The organism is Leptolyngbya sp. Heron Island J, assembly GCF_000482245.1.
Classification (GTDB): domain Bacteria; phylum Cyanobacteriota; class Cyanobacteriia; order Phormidesmidales; family Phormidesmidaceae; genus Leptothoe.
Window position 1 is genome coordinate 51,726 of record NZ_AWNH01000115.1, and the last position, 20,359, is coordinate 72,084.

At 46.7% G+C, this 20,359-nt stretch carries 14 protein-coding genes; 6 read left to right on the forward strand and 8 right to left on the reverse strand.

The window, feature by feature from the left end:
• Positions 1–61 precede the first annotated feature (61 nt).
• A complete protein-coding gene (locus N836_RS70690) occupies positions 62–1,093 on the reverse strand; it encodes a S1C family serine protease (RefSeq protein ID WP_023076748.1) in 1,032 nt (343 codons plus the stop codon).
• Between the two features lie 18 nt (positions 1,094–1,111).
• Between N836_RS70690 and N836_RS76825 the strand changes: the two genes are divergently transcribed.
• From N836_RS76825 to N836_RS70700, 3 genes are all read left to right on the forward strand, one after another.
• Complete coding sequence (locus N836_RS76825; RefSeq protein ID WP_023076749.1) at positions 1,112–1,282, forward strand: hypothetical protein; 171 nt, start codon at positions 1,112–1,114, stop codon at positions 1,280–1,282.
• Positions 1,283–1,672: 390 nt separating this feature from the next.
• The gene (locus N836_RS70695) at positions 1,673–3,073 is read left to right on the forward strand and encodes a P-loop NTPase fold protein (RefSeq protein WP_023076750.1); all 1,401 of its coding nucleotides are present in this window, start codon (positions 1,673–1,675) and stop codon (positions 3,071–3,073) included.
• Positions 3,070–8,544, forward strand: coding sequence for an NACHT and WD repeat domain-containing protein (locus N836_RS70700; RefSeq protein ID WP_023076751.1), 5,475 nt, complete (start codon positions 3,070–3,072; stop codon positions 8,542–8,544). Before N836_RS70695 ends, N836_RS70700 begins: the two co-directional genes overlap by 4 nt.
• 40 nt (positions 8,545–8,584) lie before the next feature.
• Here N836_RS70700 and N836_RS74050 read toward each other — a convergent pair whose 3' ends face one another.
• From N836_RS74050 to trpS, 5 genes are all read right to left on the reverse strand, one after another.
• Positions 8,585–8,962: a pentapeptide repeat-containing protein gene (locus tag N836_RS74050; RefSeq protein WP_023076752.1), complete on the reverse strand. Its 378-nt coding sequence runs from the start codon at positions 8,960–8,962 to the stop codon at positions 8,585–8,587.
• Between the two features lie 84 nt (positions 8,963–9,046).
• Positions 9,047–9,358 carry a pentapeptide repeat-containing protein gene (locus N836_RS0139840; RefSeq protein ID WP_200867483.1) on the reverse strand — a complete coding sequence of 104 codons (312 nt, stop codon included), beginning with the start codon at positions 9,356–9,358 and terminating at the stop codon, positions 9,047–9,049.
• Between the two features lie 709 nt (positions 9,359–10,067).
• Positions 10,068–11,324, reverse strand: coding sequence for a hypothetical protein (locus N836_RS70705; protein ID WP_023076754.1), 1,257 nt, complete (start codon positions 11,322–11,324; stop codon positions 10,068–10,070).
• A gap of 224 nt (positions 11,325–11,548) precedes the next feature.
• Positions 11,549–12,532: a methylenetetrahydrofolate reductase gene (locus tag N836_RS70710; protein ID WP_023076755.1), complete on the reverse strand. Its 984-nt coding sequence runs from the start codon at positions 12,530–12,532 to the stop codon at positions 11,549–11,551.
• A gap of 129 nt (positions 12,533–12,661) precedes the next feature.
• On the reverse strand, positions 12,662–13,672 hold the full coding sequence (trpS, locus tag N836_RS70715) for a tryptophan--tRNA ligase (RefSeq protein ID WP_023076756.1): 1,011 nt from the start codon (positions 13,670–13,672) through the stop codon (positions 12,662–12,664).
• 474 nt (positions 13,673–14,146) lie between these two features.
• Here trpS and N836_RS70720 point away from each other — a divergent pair, with 474 nt between their 5' ends.
• Positions 14,147–14,347 carry a hypothetical protein gene (locus N836_RS70720; protein ID WP_023076757.1) on the forward strand — a complete coding sequence of 67 codons (201 nt, stop codon included), beginning with the start codon at positions 14,147–14,149 and terminating at the stop codon, positions 14,345–14,347.
• 55 nt (positions 14,348–14,402) lie between these two features.
• Here N836_RS70720 and N836_RS70725 read toward each other — a convergent pair whose 3' ends face one another.
• On the reverse strand, positions 14,403–14,612 hold the full coding sequence (locus N836_RS70725; RefSeq protein ID WP_023076758.1) for a hypothetical protein: 210 nt from the start codon (positions 14,610–14,612) through the stop codon (positions 14,403–14,405).
• Between the two features lie 196 nt (positions 14,613–14,808).
• On the opposite strand from N836_RS70725, the gene trmFO reads away from it, so the two are divergent.
• Positions 14,809–16,197 (forward strand): FADH(2)-oxidizing methylenetetrahydrofolate--tRNA-(uracil(54)-C(5))-methyltransferase TrmFO, encoded by a 1,389-nt coding sequence (trmFO, locus tag N836_RS70730; protein ID WP_023076759.1) that lies wholly within the window; start codon positions 14,809–14,811, stop codon positions 16,195–16,197.
• Positions 16,198–16,241: 44 nt separating this feature from the next.
• Positions 16,242–17,171, forward strand: coding sequence for an alkaline phosphatase family protein (locus N836_RS70735; protein ID WP_023076760.1), 930 nt, complete (start codon positions 16,242–16,244; stop codon positions 17,169–17,171).
• Positions 17,172–17,270: 99 nt separating this feature from the next.
• Here N836_RS70735 and N836_RS70740 read toward each other — a convergent pair whose 3' ends face one another.
• Positions 17,271–19,835, reverse strand: a complete 2,565-nt coding sequence (locus tag N836_RS70740; protein WP_023076761.1) for a DAHL domain-containing protein — start codon at positions 19,833–19,835, stop codon at positions 17,271–17,273.
• Positions 19,836–20,359 lie beyond the last annotated feature (524 nt).

Sequence of the window (20,359 nt, forward strand, 5' to 3'; positions counted from 1 at the left end):
AAAGCCCAAGATTTTGGCCAACGCTAGTTTGTGCCCAACAGCATAATTTTTACCCTGTCTTCTAATCCGGACGAGATTCTCTTGGCACAATGGTCAAATCCAATCGCTGGGTTTGACGCAGGATGGTGAGCTGAGTCCGCAATCCAATGGTATCTTCATCCAACAGCCGGTGTAAATCATCCACATTGCGTACGGGATTGCCTGTAAAAGTGACAACAATATCGCGTTCTTGTAACCCGGCTGCTTGGGCAGGACTACCGGCTTCAAGCCAGGTGACCAGCACACCACTGTCTGCCGATAGATTGTGCTGACGTACCAAGCGCTGTGGCAACGGTACCGTTTGTCCACCTACACCAATACGCCCCCGGCGCACCCGCCCCATTTGCATTAATGGGCGAATGACTCGTTTGGCCATATTGATGGGTGTGGCAAAACAAATACCCTGGGCGGCTTGAATCACGGCTGTATTCACTCCAATAATCTGCCCATGGGAATTAACCAGCGGCCCACCAGAATTCCCTGGATTTAATGCCGCATCGGTTTGAATCACATCGCCGATTAATCGCCCGGTTTTGGACCGAAATGAACGACCCAGAGCGCTGACTACACCAGCAGTGACCGTACATTGAAACCCCAGTGGATTACCAATGGCAATTACTAGCTGACCTGGCTTTAACCCGTCTGAGTTGCCTAAATCGCCATGGGTAAAACTAGACCCAGGGATGCGAATAATGGCTAAATCTGTATCAGGGTCATCGCCAATTAGCTCCGCGCGGTGTCGTTGACCATCGGCCAGGGTGACTTCAATGATGTCGGTGTTGTGAACCACGTGGCTGTTGGTGAGGATGTAGCCATCGGGGGCAAAGAGAAAGCCGGAACCGCTACCGCTGACATCCACCGGACGCCGCCGATCGGCTCGCAGCCGCAGGCGACGCACTTCAATATTGACTACGGCTGGACTAACGGTTTCGACAACTTTGGTGACTGCCTGGGAATAGGCATCTAATAACGGATTGTCATGGGGCTGTCGATCATTCTTAGGAAGTTGAGCATCGGACCCAGAATCTGAAATGAGTTGGGGCTGAAGGTTCATAGAGTTAGTGAAAAGCGGATGAATAAATCACATCCTGCCGATTGCGTTGCAGTATCGCCCAGTGAGGATATCCGCCAGGGTAACCTGATCAATGCCGAGGGGATTGAAAATGCCTTCTCAGAAATCTCTTTCGACGATATTCGTGGTTGGATTACCCGTTGCTACCGTACCTCAGAAGAATCGAATTGAGACCGGGCAAATCTCTCAACAACACAATTGAGTAAGACAATTGCTGCATCAAACGATTAGTTAAACTGAATCTGGGTTTTGGCTCTTTCCACACGCTGATCAAATTCTCAACAGGTATGAAATGATGGCTATGATCCGCAAAGGGGTAATTCAAAGGCTCTATGAGAAAGAGTACGTCTGACTAAATCGCTTTACACATCAAATCATTGGCTTCGCCACATAAGCTTCAATAATCAATAAGAAACCTCAATAATCAATAAGGAAATAGGAATTTATACCCCTTTGTAAATCTTTATGTCAGAATCCTATCCTTGGCTAATTCTTCCCTAAGTCGATCAACGTCCTTAATCCATGTGATATAAACCAACTTAGCTGCATCTAAGTTGGTCCATGAGTATAGATCTTCAAAAGTTTTATCAGGTAACGGATCCCAGTAAAACCTTGAACTATTCTCAGTCTGAGGATAAGGATTATTACATCGATTTTTCTAATGTTCGGGGAGGGCAAATTATCAGGAAGCTCCGCAATAAGATTGCAATCCTGACTCCTAATCAGCCCACATGTACTCTGTTTACTGGTCATATTGGATGCGGTAAGTCAACAGAACTTTTAAGACTCAAGGCCGAACTAGAACAAGATGGCTTTCATGTCGTGTACTTTGTCTCTAGTAAAGATTTAGAGTTAACAGATGTTGACATTGGGGATTTACTCCTAGCGATTGCCCAACGCATTAGTCAGAGTTTGGACTCTATCCAAATAAAGGAACCTAAGAATTTAAAAGATATCCTCCTGGCTGCAGCCAAACTACTCAGTACTGAAATAGAACTTACGGCAGAAGGACAGTTCATGGGTGTCAGCACCTCCGCCAATACCGAGAGTGGGGCGAATTTTGTAGTACCTGGTGTAGGGGAAGTGAGCGTTGGTCGGGAAGGATTTTCTCTAGTTGCTGCTGGCATTGGTAAAATCACCGCCAGGGCAAAAAATGATGCTCGGCTACGGGATAGACTAAACCAGTTCCTGGCACCGCAAAAAACTCAGTTGCTCAGGGCTATCAACGATGAACTGATGGAGCCAGCCATAGAGGCGTTGAAGGCCAGTGGAAAACGAGGGCTAGTGGTGATCATTGATAATTTAGATCGGATTTCAAATACCCCAAAATATGGATCTCGTCCCCAGCAAGAGTACTTATTCATTGATCAAGGGGAGTTTCTAGGCAGTTTGAACTGCCATATTGTTTACACTATGCCCCTCTCGCTTAAGTTCTGTAACGAATACAATGTTTTGACTCAAAGATTTGAATCCCCCAGCGTGCTGCCTATGATAACCGTGCAGTATTCTAATGGACAAGCTTGCGAAGAGGGCCTGAAACTTTTAGAGCAGATGGTGTTAGCCCGAGCCTATCCTCATTTAAATGAAGTTGAGCGACTGAAGCAATCGGCAGAGCTTTTTGATAATTCTGCCAGTCTCAGGCGTCTGTGTCAGGTTAGTGGTGGTCATGTGCGTGATCTGCTGCGTCTACTAAATTCCTGGATTCAAGAGGATATGGCACTACCTTTGCAGCGAAATAGCCTAGAAACGGTAATTCGCAGCTTTCGCAATGAAATGATCATGCAGATATCTGACTTTGAGTGGGCCCTATTACGTCAGGTACAGGAGCGAAAGGAGGTCAGAGGTGATCAGGAATATCAGACATTGGTTCGTAGTCGGTTAGTGTTTGAATATCGGTCTCAGGGACAATCCTGGTTTGATGTTAATCCAATTCTGAAAGAATCTAGAGAGTTGCAGTTATGAGCACATCTTCTTTCTCTGAAGCGATTCGCAACTATAACAAAAGGAGTCTCCAAAAGCTGATTTGGGCCATCTCAGCATCCCAAGGAGAATTTAAACTACTGGTTGTGCGGTGTAACTATGAAAAACTTCAACAGCTTATGCTGCAAGATCTCCAGGCCGAAAAGACTGGTCTGCAGCTATTTGAATTAGAGCCTTCTTCAAGAGCACTCTACACGCTCCTACGAAGGCGATTATCGAAAACCGTACCAGACAGTGTTTGTGTGCTTGGCTTGGAAAAAGTTTCAGACTTAAGTCATCTTCTGACATCTCTTAATCAAATTCGGGAGGAACTGAGACAGAACTTACATTTTCCGCTGATTCTCTGGGTTACCGATAAAGGATTGTTGCACCTTAAAGAAAAAGCACCGGATTTAGAAAGCTGGGCCACTAAAATTCGGTTTGAATTCCCACCAGATATTATCCGGCATTCACTACAGGAGGGGGCAAATAAACTTTTTTCGACTGCTTTATCCTCTGACTTTGATCGGGTTGGCACTATCTTAAATGCCGTTGAGTACATGGGAGAACTGAAGCGATTTGAAGTCGACATGGCTCTGCAAGACTTCAAAGATAATAATAATTCTCTGGAGCCTATTTTAGAGGCCAACTTAGAATTTGCCCAAGGTCTGATTGCTTTAGATGATACAGACTCAGGGAGCTCAGAAGATCACCAGACAGCCCTGAATCATTTCAATCGAAGCCTCAGGTTTTGGCAACAGCAAGCTATGCCGCCAGACTCCTTACAGGCCATTTCAGAGGGAGGAACTAAACAGCAATCACTTGATTGTCCCTTACTACGGGCAGGGCTCCTATATTTTTATATAGGGCGATGTCGCTATTGCCTGGGAGATAAGCTTGATTCTGTTGATGAAACCCGACAGGCTAGGGACGCGTTGAAGCAGGCTATAGCGATTTTTGAACAGACCAATCGCACTGAACTAATCATCTACTGTTTGCCTCAACTAGGACAGATTATTCGGCGGATTGCTGTTGACGATATTGAAGGACCAAGGACAGATGCACACTGGCAAGATTTAGAAAGCCTTGCGCACCAGGGTATCCAACTGCATCAAACCCATCCCCATGCTTGGGGGGTGGTGCAATTTCATAGCTTTTTAATCGATGTAGCTTCTTACCAGAAGAATTACCTGGAGGCGAAACAGTCTGCAAAAGATGCATTACGTACCTTGAAGCAGGTTGGTAAGGACAAACAATGGTTTAAGAGTCTATTATTACTGCTACTTGCAGAAGCTGAGCAGCGATTGGGACATGCAAAGCTTGCCATTGAAGCATTAGAGCTAGCAAAGAGCTTGGGAGTTCAAAATCATCCCAAGATTTACATCAGAATTTTGAAAAAGTTGCATACCATTTACTTTGCTCAGGGAGAGGCTATTCCTGATGATGCGAATTATTTTCTAAAAGCTTTTCGCGTCAAGATGGATCGCCTGTCGATTGAGCAGCAGTATGGACTCAGAGCCTTTGTAGGGGCTGGTAGGTTACAACCAGAGCAGAACTCCTGGAATGGAGTAAAAGGTACCAGTAAGCTTAAGGAACTGGGGCAAGTCGCCACTGAGATGCAGGTTTCTCGGCAGCGTGAAATCGATGACCTGATGCAACGTATCCGGGAGCCCAATTATAAGCTAATTATTCTCCATGGTTTGTCGGGAGTTGGTAAGAGTTCCTTAATCGAGGCCGCTCTTATGCCAACCTTGACCACCCAGTCCAGCGGCATTCAAGAAAATTTACCCATCCTTGTTCGTGCTTATGACAATTGGGCCAAGCATCTGGCCCACGACCTGATTAGAGTGCTCAAGTTACAAAATATCCAAATTATTCCAGAGTTGGAAAATGAGATTAAGCAAGATATTACTCAAAATTCCAAAACAAAGAATGAGCATATACCGTCAGATAGTTTGATCTCTGCCATTCATGAGCAGTTACGTCAGCTGGACCTGAGCAATGATGAATATCATTTGCAAACTATTCTGATTTTCGATCAATTTGAGGAGATATTTGTTGTCAGCAATGATACTGAAGAGCAACGTCAGCTGAGGCAACAATTCTTTTCTTTTCTGGCTGACTGTCTGGAATTACTTTATTTGAAGGTAATCTTATCTCTGCGGGAAGACTTTCTCCATTTTCTCCTACAGGGGAGCCGTTTATCTATGCCAGCGAGGGCAGGGCAAGATGATCGGGTCCTTAGCCGTAATATACTCAGCGATATTCTTAATGAGAAAAAACTCTATTTTATTGGAAATTTCTCTAAGTCTGATTCAGTCACGATTATCAAGCGTCTAACGGACCGTACTGGCAATCAACTGCCCGATAATTTAGTGGAGGCATTGGTTGAAGACCTATCCGCAGAAATTGGTGAGGTGAGGCCGATTGAGCTACAGGTTGTTGGTTCAATTCTACAGGAAAAACAAATCACTACTCTGCAAGAGTACCGGCAGTTGGGCACTCACCCTAAGGAGGTTTTAGTTGAGGATTTTTTGGATCAGGTGATCGTCGATTGTGGTCCTCAAAATGAGGATACCGCCAAAATGGTTCTGTATTTACTGACTGGAGATAAAGAAATTAGACCCAGAAAAACTCTCCATGAACTGGAGCAGGATTCAAATTTAAAGTCGTTTAATACTGAACAGCTGAGGCTCATCTTAGAAATCTTGGTTGAGTCTAGGTTAGTTTTGCTGTTGCCGGAAGTTTCAGAAGAACGCTATCAGCTTGTCCACGACTATCTGGCTACGTTGATTCGGCGTAAGATTGATCCTAGTCGAATAGAAAATAAGCGCCAGCAAAAGGAAATTGCGTCTCTCAAGCAGGCCGGGAAGAAGAAGACCCAATTTATCCGCGCCAGCACCATATTTAGCCTGTTGGCGGTGGTACTGGCTGGCATCGCCATCAAAGAAGGCAGACAGGCGATTATTTCTAATGTTCAGGCTGCAGTGAGTGAGGCTGAGTTTTTGGCGGTTTCTGGAGACCAAATTAAGGCGCTGGTAAAAAGCTATGAGGTCACTCATGCGGTTGAAAGGAATGTCTTGTTTCGCTGGATTTTGCCCGCAAAAACAAGGCTGCAAGCCGCTGGACAAATTCTGACATCATTTCAGCATTTGCAAGAGGTTGATAGCTTTTCGGCTCACCCCACAGCGATTAAGGAGATTGCGTTTGGCGATCCGGAACTGGTAGCAACAGCAAGCGCTGACAAGACGATTCGATTATGGGGGGCTGAGACTACGCCTATCCCGGGGCACGATGGTCGGGTAAACAGTATTAGCTTTCATCCAACCTGTGCCATGCTCGCCTCTGCCAGTGATGATGGCCAGATTAAACTTTGGGATTTAGAAGGTATACCGATTGAAACCAACGCACTTAGTGAAGAATCCTCAGGCCCGCGCGGTGTAGAACGGGTGAGAATCAGCCCGGATGGGAAGTGGATGGTTACTGGTGATGGTGACGGTAGGGTTAAATTTTGGCAGTTAACCTGTCGAGATATTCCCTCCGAAGACAATATTTCGACGAGAAATGAACTTCCTGGGGATGCTCTCTTGGCCTCGAAGAATGTAGAGCTTGAGCTTAAGCTAGTTGATGATAAAAAGTTAACCACAGCTCAAGGGCAGGCTGATCGCATCCGAGACATTCAATTTCATCCCACGGCCCCTTTGGTGGCGGTATCTAGCTTTGACAACACCATTAATCTTTGGAACGTTACCGGAGGAGAGCCGTTCCAAACCCTGCGAGGTTGTAATATTTCAAAAACTGCAACCGTTGATAATACTAGTAACTCAACTTGCAAGCCGGGGGAGTTTTCGGCCCTTAGCTTTAATGCGGAAGGTAATATTCTCGCTTCGGGAGGGACAACAAACCGCGTTTACCTGTGGAATCAGGACCCAGCGACCAAAAAGTATATACCCTCTCTTCACCCCCTAGAAACGGACAGGCGAGTTGTAGACTTAAGCTTCAGTAAGCAGCAGGGATTCAATACCCTAGCGGTTGCCGTAGACACAGATGGTGTTATCCTTTGGGACACCAACAAGGATTTAGCGCCTACAAACGCCTCTTTCCAGCGGCAACAAATCATCAATGTACGCAATATCAGTACAGTAGAGTTTTCCCCGGACGGGCGATTGTTAGCCGGACTCAATACTGGTGTGCTTAAAACCTGGGAAATAAATCGACCCCAAACAGACAAAGCCTATACTATTCCAGACCTTGCAGTTCAATCGTTCAGCCTAAATATCGACGGAACTCGGTTGGCCACTGTGACGACTCCCACTCCAGACCAGAAGAGTCGCCTGAGCCTGTGGAACCTAGAAGATATCAGTGACCCTGCTCAGATAATTGACGTGCCTGTGCCAGGTACCACCAAGGACGTTGAAATTCACCCTAACAGATCTGTTGTAGCCTTTGTGGCCACAGAAACGCCGGCCACAAATACCTTTAGGGACAGGGGGGTTAGAGTCTTTTGCAGGGGGGAAGATGGCCTGATTCAGCCCTGCATTGAGCGTGAGTTTGACACTGTTGCAGACATTAGATTTAGCCCTACAGGCGAGTATTTGGCCATTGCTGAAGGACTTACTAAGTCGCAGTGTCAGCCGGATAGCTTATCGACCCAGACGATCGGTAAGTTAGAGGTAGGGCGTCTCCATCTCCTATCCATTCAGTCTGGCACTAGAGAAATTGAATCCACTTCTACTTCCACTTCCATTTTTACACCCTGTATTCTTGGGGAAGAGTCTGAAGGTGAGCAGGATGCCTTGACGAGAATCAATTTTTCTCCAAACAGTAGGTATTTAGCTGTCGGCCTTGGCAGTAATGTTGTTCTATACCAGTTAGAGCAGGGGAAACTGAATGAAATGGAAAGCATTCGTCAGGGACACAGGGCTCAGGTGAACGATGTTACCTTTAGTCAACGAAGTGATTTTTTAGCGTCAGTGAGTGATGATAAAACTATACGGATTAGACCCTTAGAGCAAGGATTTTGGAGACGTCTGAGATTCTATGTGGGTGGCTTTTGGCAGATTCAACGCCCACAGACTGAATTGTCAGGGAGGGAAACCTCGACGCCTTACCAAGGTCATGAAGGCTTGATTAAACGTGTCCTATTCGTTAGGAGTAACGAAACCTTGTTTTCTATGGATACTAAAGGGGAACTGTGGCTTTGGGATCTCAATGACAATAGCAACCCAGCGGTGAAATCATCTATTCCCAGCTTTTACTTAGATACACCCAACGATCCATTAATTGCTGTCAATTCCATCGATTACAATGAAAACCAGAATATGTTGCTATTTATTGGCAAAGGAAACCAGCTTTATTTCTGGAAAGTTAGTTGGAAGGATTTGCAAGGTAAAATTTGCGACTGGCTGCAACGCCCTGGTTCCATAGACCCAGCATCGACAGGCATAGATCTTAATTGCGAAAATACCCTTTAATCCAACTATGAGCTGAGATGCCGGATTCGCTTAAGGACTACTAATTCGGTTTGCTACCATCGGGATAGGTGGTGTTGGCGTTGACTCTGGCTCCGCCAAACATGTTCTTCGGACAGATGGTCTCTCCACAGATAGCCCCATTTAAGTTGGTATTGCGGAGGTCTGTGGAGGAGAAGTTTGCTCCAGTTAGGGTAGCATTGATCAAGCTTGCACCTGACAAGTTAGCGTTAGCTAAATTAGCGTAGGTTAGGTTTGCTCCTGACAGATTCAGACCTGCCAAGGTGTCGCCAGCTAAATTGCAGCTTGGACAGGAATTCTTTGCCTTCAACTCTGCTACCTCTGCTTCGCCAGCTATTAAAGACTTGAAAGGCATTAAGATAACAGACAGACTAAAAGCTAACATAACGATGCGTTTCATTGATCAGCCCCCTGATAGGTATGAGTCGCAGATGCCCAAGCACCTACACCATAAAAAATATTTGGATAGCACAAAATATGCTACTCATCGCCTAATGAAATTGAAAATTGTGCCTTCTGTAATCGCGCCTCTCAAGTCAGCGCCTCGTAAATCTGAGTAACTTAAATCCGAGTAGCTGAGGTCTGCCTGCCGGAGGTCAGCGCCCCGGAGGTCGGCACCCCGTAAATCCAGGTAACTTAAGTCAGTCCTGATAAGATCGCAACGAGGACATTCGTTGTACCTCAGTAAACGGTCACGAGGGCTAAGAATACGGAGCTGAGAGAAGGCGGTATTCTGTACTCCTAACCAAGTGACGATAATCATTACCGATAGTGAACCTAGGCGTTTTATATTCATAGCAGCATTCCCCTTGGTACTGTTTTCCTTAGTCATACATACCACTCTTAAGGTGTGTGCAAGAAAACAACAGTGTCCCGATTAGTCGGGGCATATCTTCCTGAACGCTTCAGAGGTACTACTTTGCTAAGACCCTATAAACTAACGCTTTAGCAAAGTTGAAATTCCATATCTATATTTTAACGGGAAGTAGTATGGTGACTGTTGGACAGACCCGAAAAATACGCAAAATTCTACTGAGATAACTTTGGATTTAAGAAGTATCCGGCGACAGCATCTTGGTTAGAGATGTCCTAAAAAAGAAAATTTTCATGTCCTGGTAAATCACAGTTGCTCGTGGTTTAAGCATAGACAGTTGGGGGGCTAGTGACTATTACCCTCATGGGGTATTTTGGACCTATCGTCGCCTATCCCTGAAATCTAGGAAGGCTGAGATGAGCCCTGTTTGCGATTTCTGACCAATAAAGTACCGAATTTCTAGACTGGGGTTTTCTGCATAACCTCTCGAAAAGGTATTCTCCAGAATGGTACAAGTGAGTTTCTTTTTCTGGAATATCGTTTTCCATTCGTTTCACTCAACCTGAAATGATCTAGCGAAAGACTTGCGTATCAATGCTTTAAATGTCTCATAAAGTCTAAGACAATTTAAGAATTGCATAATGAGACACACTGATCGCTACATCGCAAAAGTAGTGTTTTTTCAATAGCTCTATTCAAGACTCATGACCGCAAAATGTTTTCTCAACAGGTCGTTGGTAAAACGATAGCGGTCTCCGACTCGTTGTAGAAAGCGAAGCTCCACAGCATGGTTGAGAAAGCGTACATAGTTCCACGGGATGTTCCCACTTTGGGTCAGCACAATGCGCAGGGCAAGGTGTTGTGCAACGGCTTGCAGCCCGCCATTCAGCCCAAGGTGTGGCCCGCCGATCAACGCATACACGAGTCCACATTTTAGTCCGAGAGGGAGGCCCATATTCAGCCCACCACTTGATCCGATCAACAATCCCTCTCTCAAGTCGCTGTAAAGCCAGCCCTCTAGTCCGAAACCCAGCCCGAACAACAGCCCACCACTCAGCCCAAAACTCAGTCCGAAAATTAAAATGACTATGATGGAATTCTGTAAAGATCTCCAGATTCCCTGATTTGGAAAGGTTTTTTCATCGATTAGCCCACGACTCAATCCGCTAATCAATCCGACCAGCAGCCCAACCAGCAGCCCAAAACTCAACCCAATAATCAGCAAAAGCAGCAGGCCAGCAAGCAGGCCAGCAAACAACCAGGCAAACAACCCACAGACCAGTCCCAAGGTTAGCCCAACCAACAGTCCAGCACGTAAGCCGAAACGTAGCCCTTTTCTTAATGCCTTTGAGCATGAAAAAACCAGCTTTTCACTGAGCTGTCTAGACGGTTTTAGTCCAGTACTCAGCCCAAACAGTAGCCCAAACAGCAGGCCACCATATAGTCCAAAATACAGCCCAAAACATAGCCCGTACATTGATCCATAAATCAGCTGATAAAGATGAATCTGATTTCGGTGCAGCATACAAGGCTGCAAATCTTCAATCAAGAACTCCGGTCTACGAGCGCTTTCAAGCTGCCGTCCTAACCATGCTAAATAAGTACGAGTCTGGTTATGATTAGGTCCCTTGCCAGGTGCGTAAATATTGCTGTTATTTTCCTTGAGTTTTTGGCTAATAAAGGCATCAAACAGCTCTGCCTCGTTAGTGATGGTGTTGCTCTGATGGGCAACGACTTCGTCGGGGGCTGGTTGCTGATGGGAGCTGTCAACATTTAAGCGACGCGATCTTGTTGGGGGGGCATTTCTTAATATGGCCACTAATATTGCCGTTGCAATAATTACAGCAGCTGCGATAGGCCCAGCAGTTTGGCCCAACCATTCTGCTATTGTGTGTAGCCAGGATGCTGAATGAGTTTCAGCCAGAATTAGCAACACAATTTTCAGCATCTACCGTCCCGTGATGACTATTTTTGCATTTCTTGTTGCCTAGGCTGCTTAGAATCACAGCTTGAGCAAGGCCCTTGTCTACTCAAACATAGGGCAAGCTCTGGCAGCAGCCGGAAAAAGTAGGGAAAGGTCGGTTTTATTACAAGACTTGGTAGGTGAAAACGTTCTAGCCTCTGGGATATCAGGCTGATGTCGTGAGAACCTATTAGATTTTTTGTCGAAGTCTAAACTACAGCCAAATCTTGCTGACTAGAGACGGTTTGACTCGACACATCAGTAGCCGCAGGCTCGCTACAAACCGGGGCAATGCCGGCCCGATCTAAAATCTCTGGAATCAGGTCTTCTCGGCGAATGGCCATAATGTGTACCCCCTGACAGAGAGTTTGGGCTAATTTGATCTGTTCAGCGGCAATGATGATGCCTTCCTGCAGGGGGTCTTCAGCGGCGGCAAGACGCTCAATGATGTCGTCTGGAATATGGACCCCAGGAACATTGCGATTGAGAAAGGCGGCATTTTTAGCCGATTTGAGTAAGAAGATACCAGCTAACACTGGTTTTTCAGTCGGTGCGGCAATTTGATCCATAAATTTTTCAAGACGGTCAAAGTCAGAAATCAGCTGACTTTGGAAAAATTGGGCTCCGGCGTTGACTTTACGCTCAAACCGCTTTTGTAAGCCTGACCAGCTGGGACACTGGGGGTCAACAGCTGCACCGGCAAAGATGTCGAGTGCACCATCCGGCAGCTTTTTCTCGTTGAGGTCAATGCCTTGATTTAGCAGACCGATGGTGCGCAGCAGCCGTACCGATTCCAGGTCAAAGACGCTGCGGGCTTTGGGGTGGTCTCCAGCTTTTACCGGGTCGCCAGTAAGGGCTAAAACGTTGTGGATGCCCAGGGCGTTGGCTCCCATGAGGTCAGCCTGGAGGGCAATGCTGTTGCGATCGCGACAGGCCAGCTGACAAATAGGTTCAATCCCCACTTGTTTTAGCAAGACTGCCGAGGCCAGCGAGGACATGCGCAATACGGCTCGACTCCCATCGGTAATATTGACCGCATGGACTCGTCCCTTCAGCTGCTGCGCCATTGTAATCATATGGCTGGGATCGCCGCCCTTGGGGGGCATCACCTCAGCGGTAATGATAAACTGCCGCTCTGCGATCGCAGAGCGTAGCAGTGAAGAAGCCGAATGGGAGCCGTTAGAAATTGCCATCGAAAATTTTATTTAAAGCTGGATCGTATAAGGGTAACCATCAACCGTTTGCACAACGGTCAACAAGTAGTTCGCATATGATCCCATGGTACGAGACGATGGCCGCTGCTTACCCGCCAGCAACCAGCTTTATAATGGCTTTGAGTAGCCTAAGGCATCTTTTACCTTAGTTAAAGTCTGATTGGCAATGACGCTAGCCTTCTGATTACCTTGTTTCAGGACCGATTCTAAATAACCCCGATCGTCCATCAACGCCTGGTATTTTTCTTGGATGGGCTGCAGCGCTGCGATCGCAGTTTCCGTCAGCAAAGGCTTAAACTGCCCCCAGCCCATATCAGCACATTCCGCTGCCACCGCTGCTTTTTCCTGACCCGATAGCAGCATATACAGCGTCAGCAAATTATCGCATTCCGGGCGTTCCGGATTGCCAAACTCTAACCCCCGCATTGGATCAGTCTTACACTTTTTGATTTTCTTCTTAATCAGATCCGGCGTATCACCAATCTCAATCCGGCTCAGTTCAGACGGGTCGGATTTCGACATCTTTTTCGTCCCATCGGTCAGGCTCATCACCCGTGCCCCATCCACACGAATCAGCGCGTCTGGCACCTTGAGCACTGGTTCCTTTTTTTTGCCAAATAAATGATTAAGCCGCACAGCAATATCACGGGTCAGCTCAATATGCTGTTTTTGATCTTCGCCGACAGGAACCATATCCGGCTCGTAGAGCAAAATATCCGCTGACTGTAGGACCGGATAATCCAATAACCCAACACTGACATTTTCTCCCTGTTTAACCGCCTTTTCCTTAAACTGAATCATGCGTTCTAACCAGTTCAGTGGGGTGATGCAGTTAAATAACCAGGCTAACTCGCTGTGGGCACTGATATGGGACTGTACAAAAACAGTTGCACGTTCAGGATCAATGCCACAGGCTAAATAGGCCGCTGCCACCTTATAGGTATTTTCCGCTAGCAGCTTTGGATCATGGGGCACCGTAATCGCATGTAAGTCTGCCAGAAACAGGAAACATTCGTACTCATCCTGCATTTCTACCCAATTGCGAATTGCGCCGAGATAGTTCCCCAAATGCAAATTACCAGTGGTTTGAATGCCCGAAAGGATACGTTTTTTAGTCATGGATGGGGATAAGGGAAAACGAGGATTAGAGGCTAGAAATAAAGATCTTATAAGACTGACGCGGCGTTCTGGGGTAGAAAATCAACCCTGGCTGCTCGGACTGGCCCATCTGGGCGTCTGTTCAACCGAGCGTTTAAGTTTCGTAGCTCAAAAAATATACACGAGAATTTCACATACTCTCCTGTTTTATTTTGAGGTGGATGTAGTTTTTACATATCCGGCGAATCTGTGCGTATGATCGAATGATTCTGAGAGTTTGTATGGCTAAAATCCTCTCTGTGTTTACTGTTAATCAGTCAAACATCGTGATCTAGACATTATTCACCCAACGGGTTTGTGTTTCCTTAGCATGGAAAATGTTCAGACTTGTGAAAATTTAACTAAATTTCCGGATAAATTTTTGGTTAAATTTGCTGATGATTTTTGCTATTCATACAAACAATATGTAGTCGACGCTTCCTAAGTTACCTGCCCATGTGGATAATCAGTACGATATTAGAGGGTGGCGACCTTGAAGAGGCCATTATGAAGGCCATCGCTATGAACGCGAAGCGTCCTAGTCACCTCCCTCCCCAAGGTTTTTTATTGTCGATGTTGGCCCGGATCGGTCAAGCTCAACCCGAGGTGCATGGGGTAGTTGATGTCCCCGTGGTTGACAGCAGTCAGACCTCCTAGCCTGATTTTTGTTCGACAGAACGCCGACTTTAAACGCTGGTAGCCTGCCAGACAGTTAGTGAGGATTCTGTTTGTTGGAAGAAAGTATCCACAGTTTTTGGCTCATCCAGGCCAGGGACCAGACCAGATCGGGATGTCTGTAGCCTTCATCGACCCGAAGTTCTAACTCGGACAATAGCCAATTAGCAACTAACTCCAGCTGCTGAGAATCCAATGATTCGACTAGCTGTTGCTCTACAGGATTTTGGGGCTGTTGATCAACCATGCTCCTAGATACTTAAGATTCCTCACACTTTCAGTGTTACGCGATTTTCTGGGGTGTGTGTGGGACGAAATCACAGAATATTGTGCTTTTCTATGGGAGAAATTCTGTCTGTATTTTTTTTGACATCGGTCCCCGGATAAAGGTTTCAATGGCTAGTGTCCTATGATGGAATCCTCTGCATCCGTTAAGTACGACTATGACCGACCAGCGCATCCAACCTATTCACGTTATCGGCGGTGGCCTTGCCGGAACAGAAGCGACTTGGCAAATTGCCCAAGCGGGTATTCCAGTGGTGCTGCATGAGATGCGTCCGGTAAAAGTCAGCCCTGCACATCATTCTGAGCATGTAGCTGAGTTGGTGTGTAGTAATTCATTTGGGGCCAAGGCGACGGACCGAGCTTCGGGACTGCTCCACGAAGAATTACGCCAGCTGGGTTCAGTGGTGATTGCTAAGGCCGATGAACATGCTGTGCCTGCTGGGGGTGCCCTGGCGGTGGATCGCGGCGTGTTTAGCCGCGACCTGACAGCAACGTTAGAACAACATCCGCTAATTGAACTACGACGTGATGAAGTCACCACCATCCCGACGGATCGGACGGTGGTGCTGACGACGGGACCGTTGACCAGCGATGCCCTGGCGGTAGACCTGCGTCAGTTTACCGGTCAAGACTATATGAGCTTTTTTGATGCTGCTAGCCCAATTGTGGTGGGTGAGTCGATTGACCGTGATTTTGCCTTTATGGCCTCCCGCTACGATCGGGGGGAAGCCGCTTATTTGAATTGCCCGATGAACCGGGAGCAGTATCTGGCTTTTTGGCAGGCCCTGTGTGCAGCGGAGCAGGCTGAACTCAAGGACTTTGAACAGGAAACCGCTAAATTTTTTGAAGGCTGTTTGCCCATTGAGGAAATGGCCCGTCGCGGTGAAGACACCATGCGTTATGGTCCCCTCAAGCCAGTGGGGTTGTTTGATAAACGCTATGGTGCGTTTGATGATCCTGCCAATAAGGATAAAAAACCCTATGCCGTGGTGCAGCTCCGCCAGGAGGATAAGGGCGGCCAGCTCTGGAATATGGTGGGTTTTCAGACTAATTTGCGTTGGGGTGAGCAAAAGCGGGTGTTTCGCATGATTCCAGGATTGGAAAATGCGGAGTTTGTGCGGATGGGGGTAATGCATCGCAACACTTTTATTAATTCGCCTGAGCTGCTGAGCAGTGCGCTGCAGTTTCATCAACGGGCGAACTTGTTTGCGGCGGGTCAGTTAGTGGGGACTGAAGGGTATACGGCGGCCTGTGCAGGGGGCTGGCTGGCGGGTACCAATGCGGCACGGTCGGTGTTGGGACGTTCCCTGGTGTCATTGCCGGTCACGACCATGATGGGGGCGCTGTTTGAGTTTATTAGTTCAGCTGAACCTAAGCACTTTCAACCGATGCCGCCAAATTTTGGCATTTTTCCAGCCCTGCCCCAGCGAATTCGCAATAAACGAGAACGCTATGGCAAGTATCGAGATCGCAGCTTTGCTGATCTGCACGCTTGGGTCGCAGCCAATCAAATTCGGTTAAAACAGTCCGTCTTTGCGATCGCATAGACCCATGGCCGGAGCATCCAGCAGGGATGCCCTAGGATATACGAATGACAAGTCGATTCATTCTGATCTTTTTAGATGGCCTCGGTCTTGGCAGCGCTGGTCCCCAGAATCCCCTGAGCGATCCTGCTACTATGCCCCATTGCCAGGCCCTGTGGGCACATCCCCTACTAGCTGAGGTTCAGGTTCAGCGTCCCCGCTTTTTACTCAAACCCATCGACGCCACCCTGGGAGTACCCGGACTCCCCCAAAGCGCCACCGGCCAAACCACCCTATACACAGGGCACAACGCCGCCAGATTTCGCGGCAAACATCAAACCGGCTTTGCCAATGGTTCCCTACGCCAGCTGATAGAAGCCCATGGCCTATTTAAGCGAGTTTTGGCCCAAGGCGGTACAGCCACGCTAGCCAACCTTTACTCTCCAGCGTACTTTGAAGCCATTGCCCAACGACGGTGGCGCTACTCCGTCTGCACGCTGCTCAACATGACAGCCGGTTTACCCTTTCGCATGCAATATGAATATGAGCGCGGCACCGCCATTTTTTGGGACATTACCGGTGAGATTGCCAGCTCCCGTGGTATTGCCACCGCACCGATTACGCCTGAACTGGCCGGCAGCTATCTAGCCACCTTAGGAAATCACCACAGCATCACTCTGTTTGAATGTTATCTCAGTGACTACGCGGGGCATGCCAGAGCCTATGATCAAGCTGTAGCCGTACTCCAGCGGATCGATCGTTTTCTCGCCACCGTAGTCGCATCCTTAGGCCCCCAGACTAGCCTGATTGTCGTCAGCGATCACGGTAATGTGGAAAACTTAGCTACCAAATGTCATACCTTAAACGCCGTTCCCTTGTGGGTAGTGGGGCCAGCGGCCCATGCATTTACAACCGTTGAGGATTTAACCGGCATTACACCAACAATTCTAGCTAATCTGTTGACGCCCGATGGGGTGAAGGGGATTGCCCAAAAATGAAATCCCAGGTTGAGGCTGTAAATGGGTGGATGAGTGATGGGGTAACGGGGGCATTATTTAAGCGCGGGAGCCTAACGGCTGATACTGTTGGCGTATCTCTTATTTTGCCAAGTTAACACCCACATTTTTATGCTTGATCTGGCTGGGGCTATGGTGGTCTCGACTCGCTCTGTCAGTCCCGTTTTGATCAACGCTGTCTTCTAACTGGTTAGGATGATACTTATTCAACACAGTCAGCAATTTCTGCAGCTTTTGCGATGATGATGACTCAACTTTTCCTGGCGAGTAATGGGTTGTTTGATCAGGCAGCTTTGTTTGCACAACAACAGGGATTTTTGAGAGCATTACATTATCTTCAAAAAAGTCGAAGACATTATCGCTACCATCTTCCCGCAACATGATGGAATCTACGAGAATTATGTCAGGCAAAAGCTGATCGGCCATCTTTAAGCCTTTACGTTTGTTGTGGGTTAAAACAACAAAATATCCTTGACTCACCAACGTTTTCCAAATTAGCTTACAGTTCTCATCATCATCATCAATGACTAAGATACATTCTGAAGCAGGAGCGGTGACCAGAGAAAAAATTGACTGCTCGATAGACAATTCCGTCTGCTGGTCATCAGGGGCATGTGCCAGAGCGGATGTCGGCTCTGCTGTCGGCATTTCAGGTGGTTCAGAGCGCAATACTGTCTCGCTGACAGTTGTTGGAATTCTGACGGTAAAAGTCGTACCTTTGCCGATATCACTCTCAACATTCACGGTGCCGCCCATCATCTGAACAAAACGCTTAGTGATGGTTAACCCTAAGCCAGTGCCACCGTATTTTCGTGTAGTTGAAGAATCTGCTTGAGCAAAGGCGTTAAAAATCTTTTGTAGCTGTTCAGGTAACATACCGATACCGGTATCTTGAATTCTAAAGTTGATCCACTGACCCTTGAGAGTATTTTCAGAATTGATGCTAATGGTGATAGTCCCATTTTGGGTAAACTTGCTAGCATTGCTCAACAGATTGAAAAGACTTTGACGGACTTTCACCTGATCCGCATGTATGGTCTGAACGCTTGCAGCACACTGGATGTTGAGAGTATTGTTGTTTTTCTCGATAACAGGCTGCATGGTTGCGGCAACATCTTCTACCAAGGGCATCACTGCAAATGTTTCTAAATACATTTCCATGTGACCCGCTTCTACCTTAGAAAGGTCAAGCACATCATTGATGAGACCTAACAGATGTTTGCCAGCACTTTGAATTTTTTGCAGCTCAGGGATAAAACCGTCTTGCGCCAGGTCTTCTGCATCTTCTTCGAGTATTTCGCTGTAGCCAATGATGGCATTAAGTGGTGTCCGTAGCTCATGGCTCATATTAGCCAGAAACTCACTTTTTGCCTGGTTTGCTTTTTCCGCTTTCAGCCGTTCAGTTTCTGCTTTCTTTTGAGCTTCGTAAGCTTTTTTTAGGGCTTCATCATTGGCTTCCAAACTCAAGGCTAGCTGGAATTCAGCTTTTTTCCGATTGCTAATATCCTGCCAAAAGATTGAGAGTCCATTGACACTGGGACTAAGACGAAATTCAAGCCAGCGAGATTTGGCAGAAAACCGAGTTTCAAATGTTGTCAAAGCTTGCTGATTACGTGCCTCTTGATAGTAGTGTTCCTGGTCTTTCCCCATTTCTGGTGGCAAGACAGTCCACAGCAACTGGCCGGTTAGGTCGTCTGGCGATTTATCTAACGCATTGGCCGCATGTCCATTGGCATAGGTAATTAGCCAGTGATTGTCAACATCAATAAAGGCATCATCAATACTTTCAGATAAAAAGTTGGTAATTTTTTCAACTTTGTAAGACTGTCGTCTCCGCAGTACTAAATAAGCCGCTGTCGCTAGTATGATCAGACTCCATATAACGGTTGCCAGCTGAAACAGCCTCGCTCTTCTCTCGGCTATGTGGTAGGCTTCATCATAGGTATTCGCTAGAGTTTTAAGTTGTTGTGTTGTTGGTAATGACAATAATGACTGAGCGAGTTGGTCAACCTGAGGTTTGTTGTCTAAGATAATTCTGGCATGCTCTAAAAAGCGATCAATATTATCTCGCTCGGCATCTGCAGTCAGGGTATCAATCTCGGTAACTCTGCGTTCAATATCTTCGACCAATGCCTCATCTGAGGAAAAATTATAGAGCAAGATTTGATCGATTGTGGCTTGAAGGGCTGGATTAACTTGTCTATCAGCGGCTTGGGTATTGTTGGGCTGAGAATCCTGAGTCAATAATGCTAGAGTCGATAAAGATGCCTTGATCTGTAGATTCTGTGCTTGAAATTGTTCGAGCAGGTCAGCTTTTTGGGTCAGTAGCTGGCTGGTATCCTCAAGGATAGTTTCAAGCTCTTGATTATACTGGGAAGTCAAAAAATCAGGTCTAGCTTCAAGCTGATCCTGAAGGGTTTGGATCTGCTGAAGTTTTTGAGCAAATGTTTCCTGAGTAGGCTCTAAGGTTTGCTGAGATGCGATCAGGGTTTGATTTAGAATTAAGTCCTGTTGAAGTTGCTCCGACAGGTAGTCCCGATACACTAAATGAGCATCAACGTCGACTGGACGTCCTTTAACTAGCAGTCCCACCCACACTAGCAGTGCGCCAACTGCCGCCGAAAGTATGATTGGTTTTTTTTTCATACTTTGTTTCCTATAAGATTGGTAGTCAGCATAAATTCAAACAAGAAAACTGGGTTGGGTTTTGCTTGCTTTAGACCATGGTTCAATAAGACCCTGGGCTTAATCTTGGCTGCTCTATTACGGGTTTTACGCGTGTGGCCTTAGTGGGAACTACGTAATGTAAGCATGGGTTTGGTAAATACACATACACTTACAAACCACTTTGATGATTATCTGGAAAAAATACGTAGATACTCAGACTTCAGAGTACTTGCGATCGCATTCGTCAAATCCATCCATCATGATGCATTCATCGTTTCTTCATTAAACTGGAACTGACCTTGAATTAAGACAATCAGACCGTTGCTCCAGCCCATAGGATAGACAGATGCCCTGATGCACAGCAGCGTATCGAGAAACGTCAGCGATGTCAGACTATGGGACTCTCTGCATCAAGAACCGTTCATAATATTGGGCTGACTAAGTAAGCTGCATCAAGATCCATGGGTAAATTTACTAGTGCAACAGAGTTGGCAGTTTTAACC

Bases quoted from the DNA above. Each gene is read 5' to 3' on its own strand.
- N836_RS70710 (WP_023076755.1), bottom strand. From the start codon at position 12,532: ATGGCAATTTCTAACGGCTCCCATTCGGCTTCTTCACTGCTACGCTCT.
- trmFO (WP_023076759.1), top strand. From the start codon at position 14,809: ATGACCGACCAGCGCATCCAACCTATTCACGTTATCGGCGGTGGCCTT.
- N836_RS70725 (WP_023076758.1), bottom strand. From the start codon at position 14,612: ATGGTTGATCAACAGCCCCAAAATCCTGTAGAGCAACAGCTAGTCGAA.
- N836_RS70705 (WP_023076754.1), bottom strand. From the start codon at position 11,324: ATGCTGAAAATTGTGTTGCTAATTCTGGCTGAAACTCATTCAGCATCC.
- N836_RS70700 (WP_023076751.1), top strand. From the start codon at position 3,070: ATGAGCACATCTTCTTTCTCTGAAGCGATTCGCAACTATAACAAAAGG.
- N836_RS76825 (WP_023076749.1), top strand. From the start codon at position 1,112: ATGAATAAATCACATCCTGCCGATTGCGTTGCAGTATCGCCCAGTGAG.
- N836_RS74050 (WP_023076752.1), bottom strand. From the start codon at position 8,962: ATGAAACGCATCGTTATGTTAGCTTTTAGTCTGTCTGTTATCTTAATG.
- N836_RS0139840 (WP_200867483.1), bottom strand. From the start codon at position 9,358: ATGAATATAAAACGCCTAGGTTCACTATCGGTAATGATTATCGTCACT.
- N836_RS70695 (WP_023076750.1), top strand. From the start codon at position 1,673: ATGAGTATAGATCTTCAAAAGTTTTATCAGGTAACGGATCCCAGTAAA.
- N836_RS70740 (WP_023076761.1), bottom strand. From the start codon at position 19,835: ATGAAAAAAAAACCAATCATACTTTCGGCGGCAGTTGGCGCACTGCTA.
- trpS (WP_023076756.1), bottom strand. From the start codon at position 13,672: ATGACTAAAAAACGTATCCTTTCGGGCATTCAAACCACTGGTAATTTG.
- N836_RS70735 (WP_023076760.1), top strand. From the start codon at position 16,242: ATGACAAGTCGATTCATTCTGATCTTTTTAGATGGCCTCGGTCTTGGC.
- N836_RS70690 (WP_023076748.1), bottom strand. From the start codon at position 1,093: ATGAACCTTCAGCCCCAACTCATTTCAGATTCTGGGTCCGATGCTCAA.
- N836_RS70720 (WP_023076757.1), top strand. From the start codon at position 14,147: ATGTGGATAATCAGTACGATATTAGAGGGTGGCGACCTTGAAGAGGCC.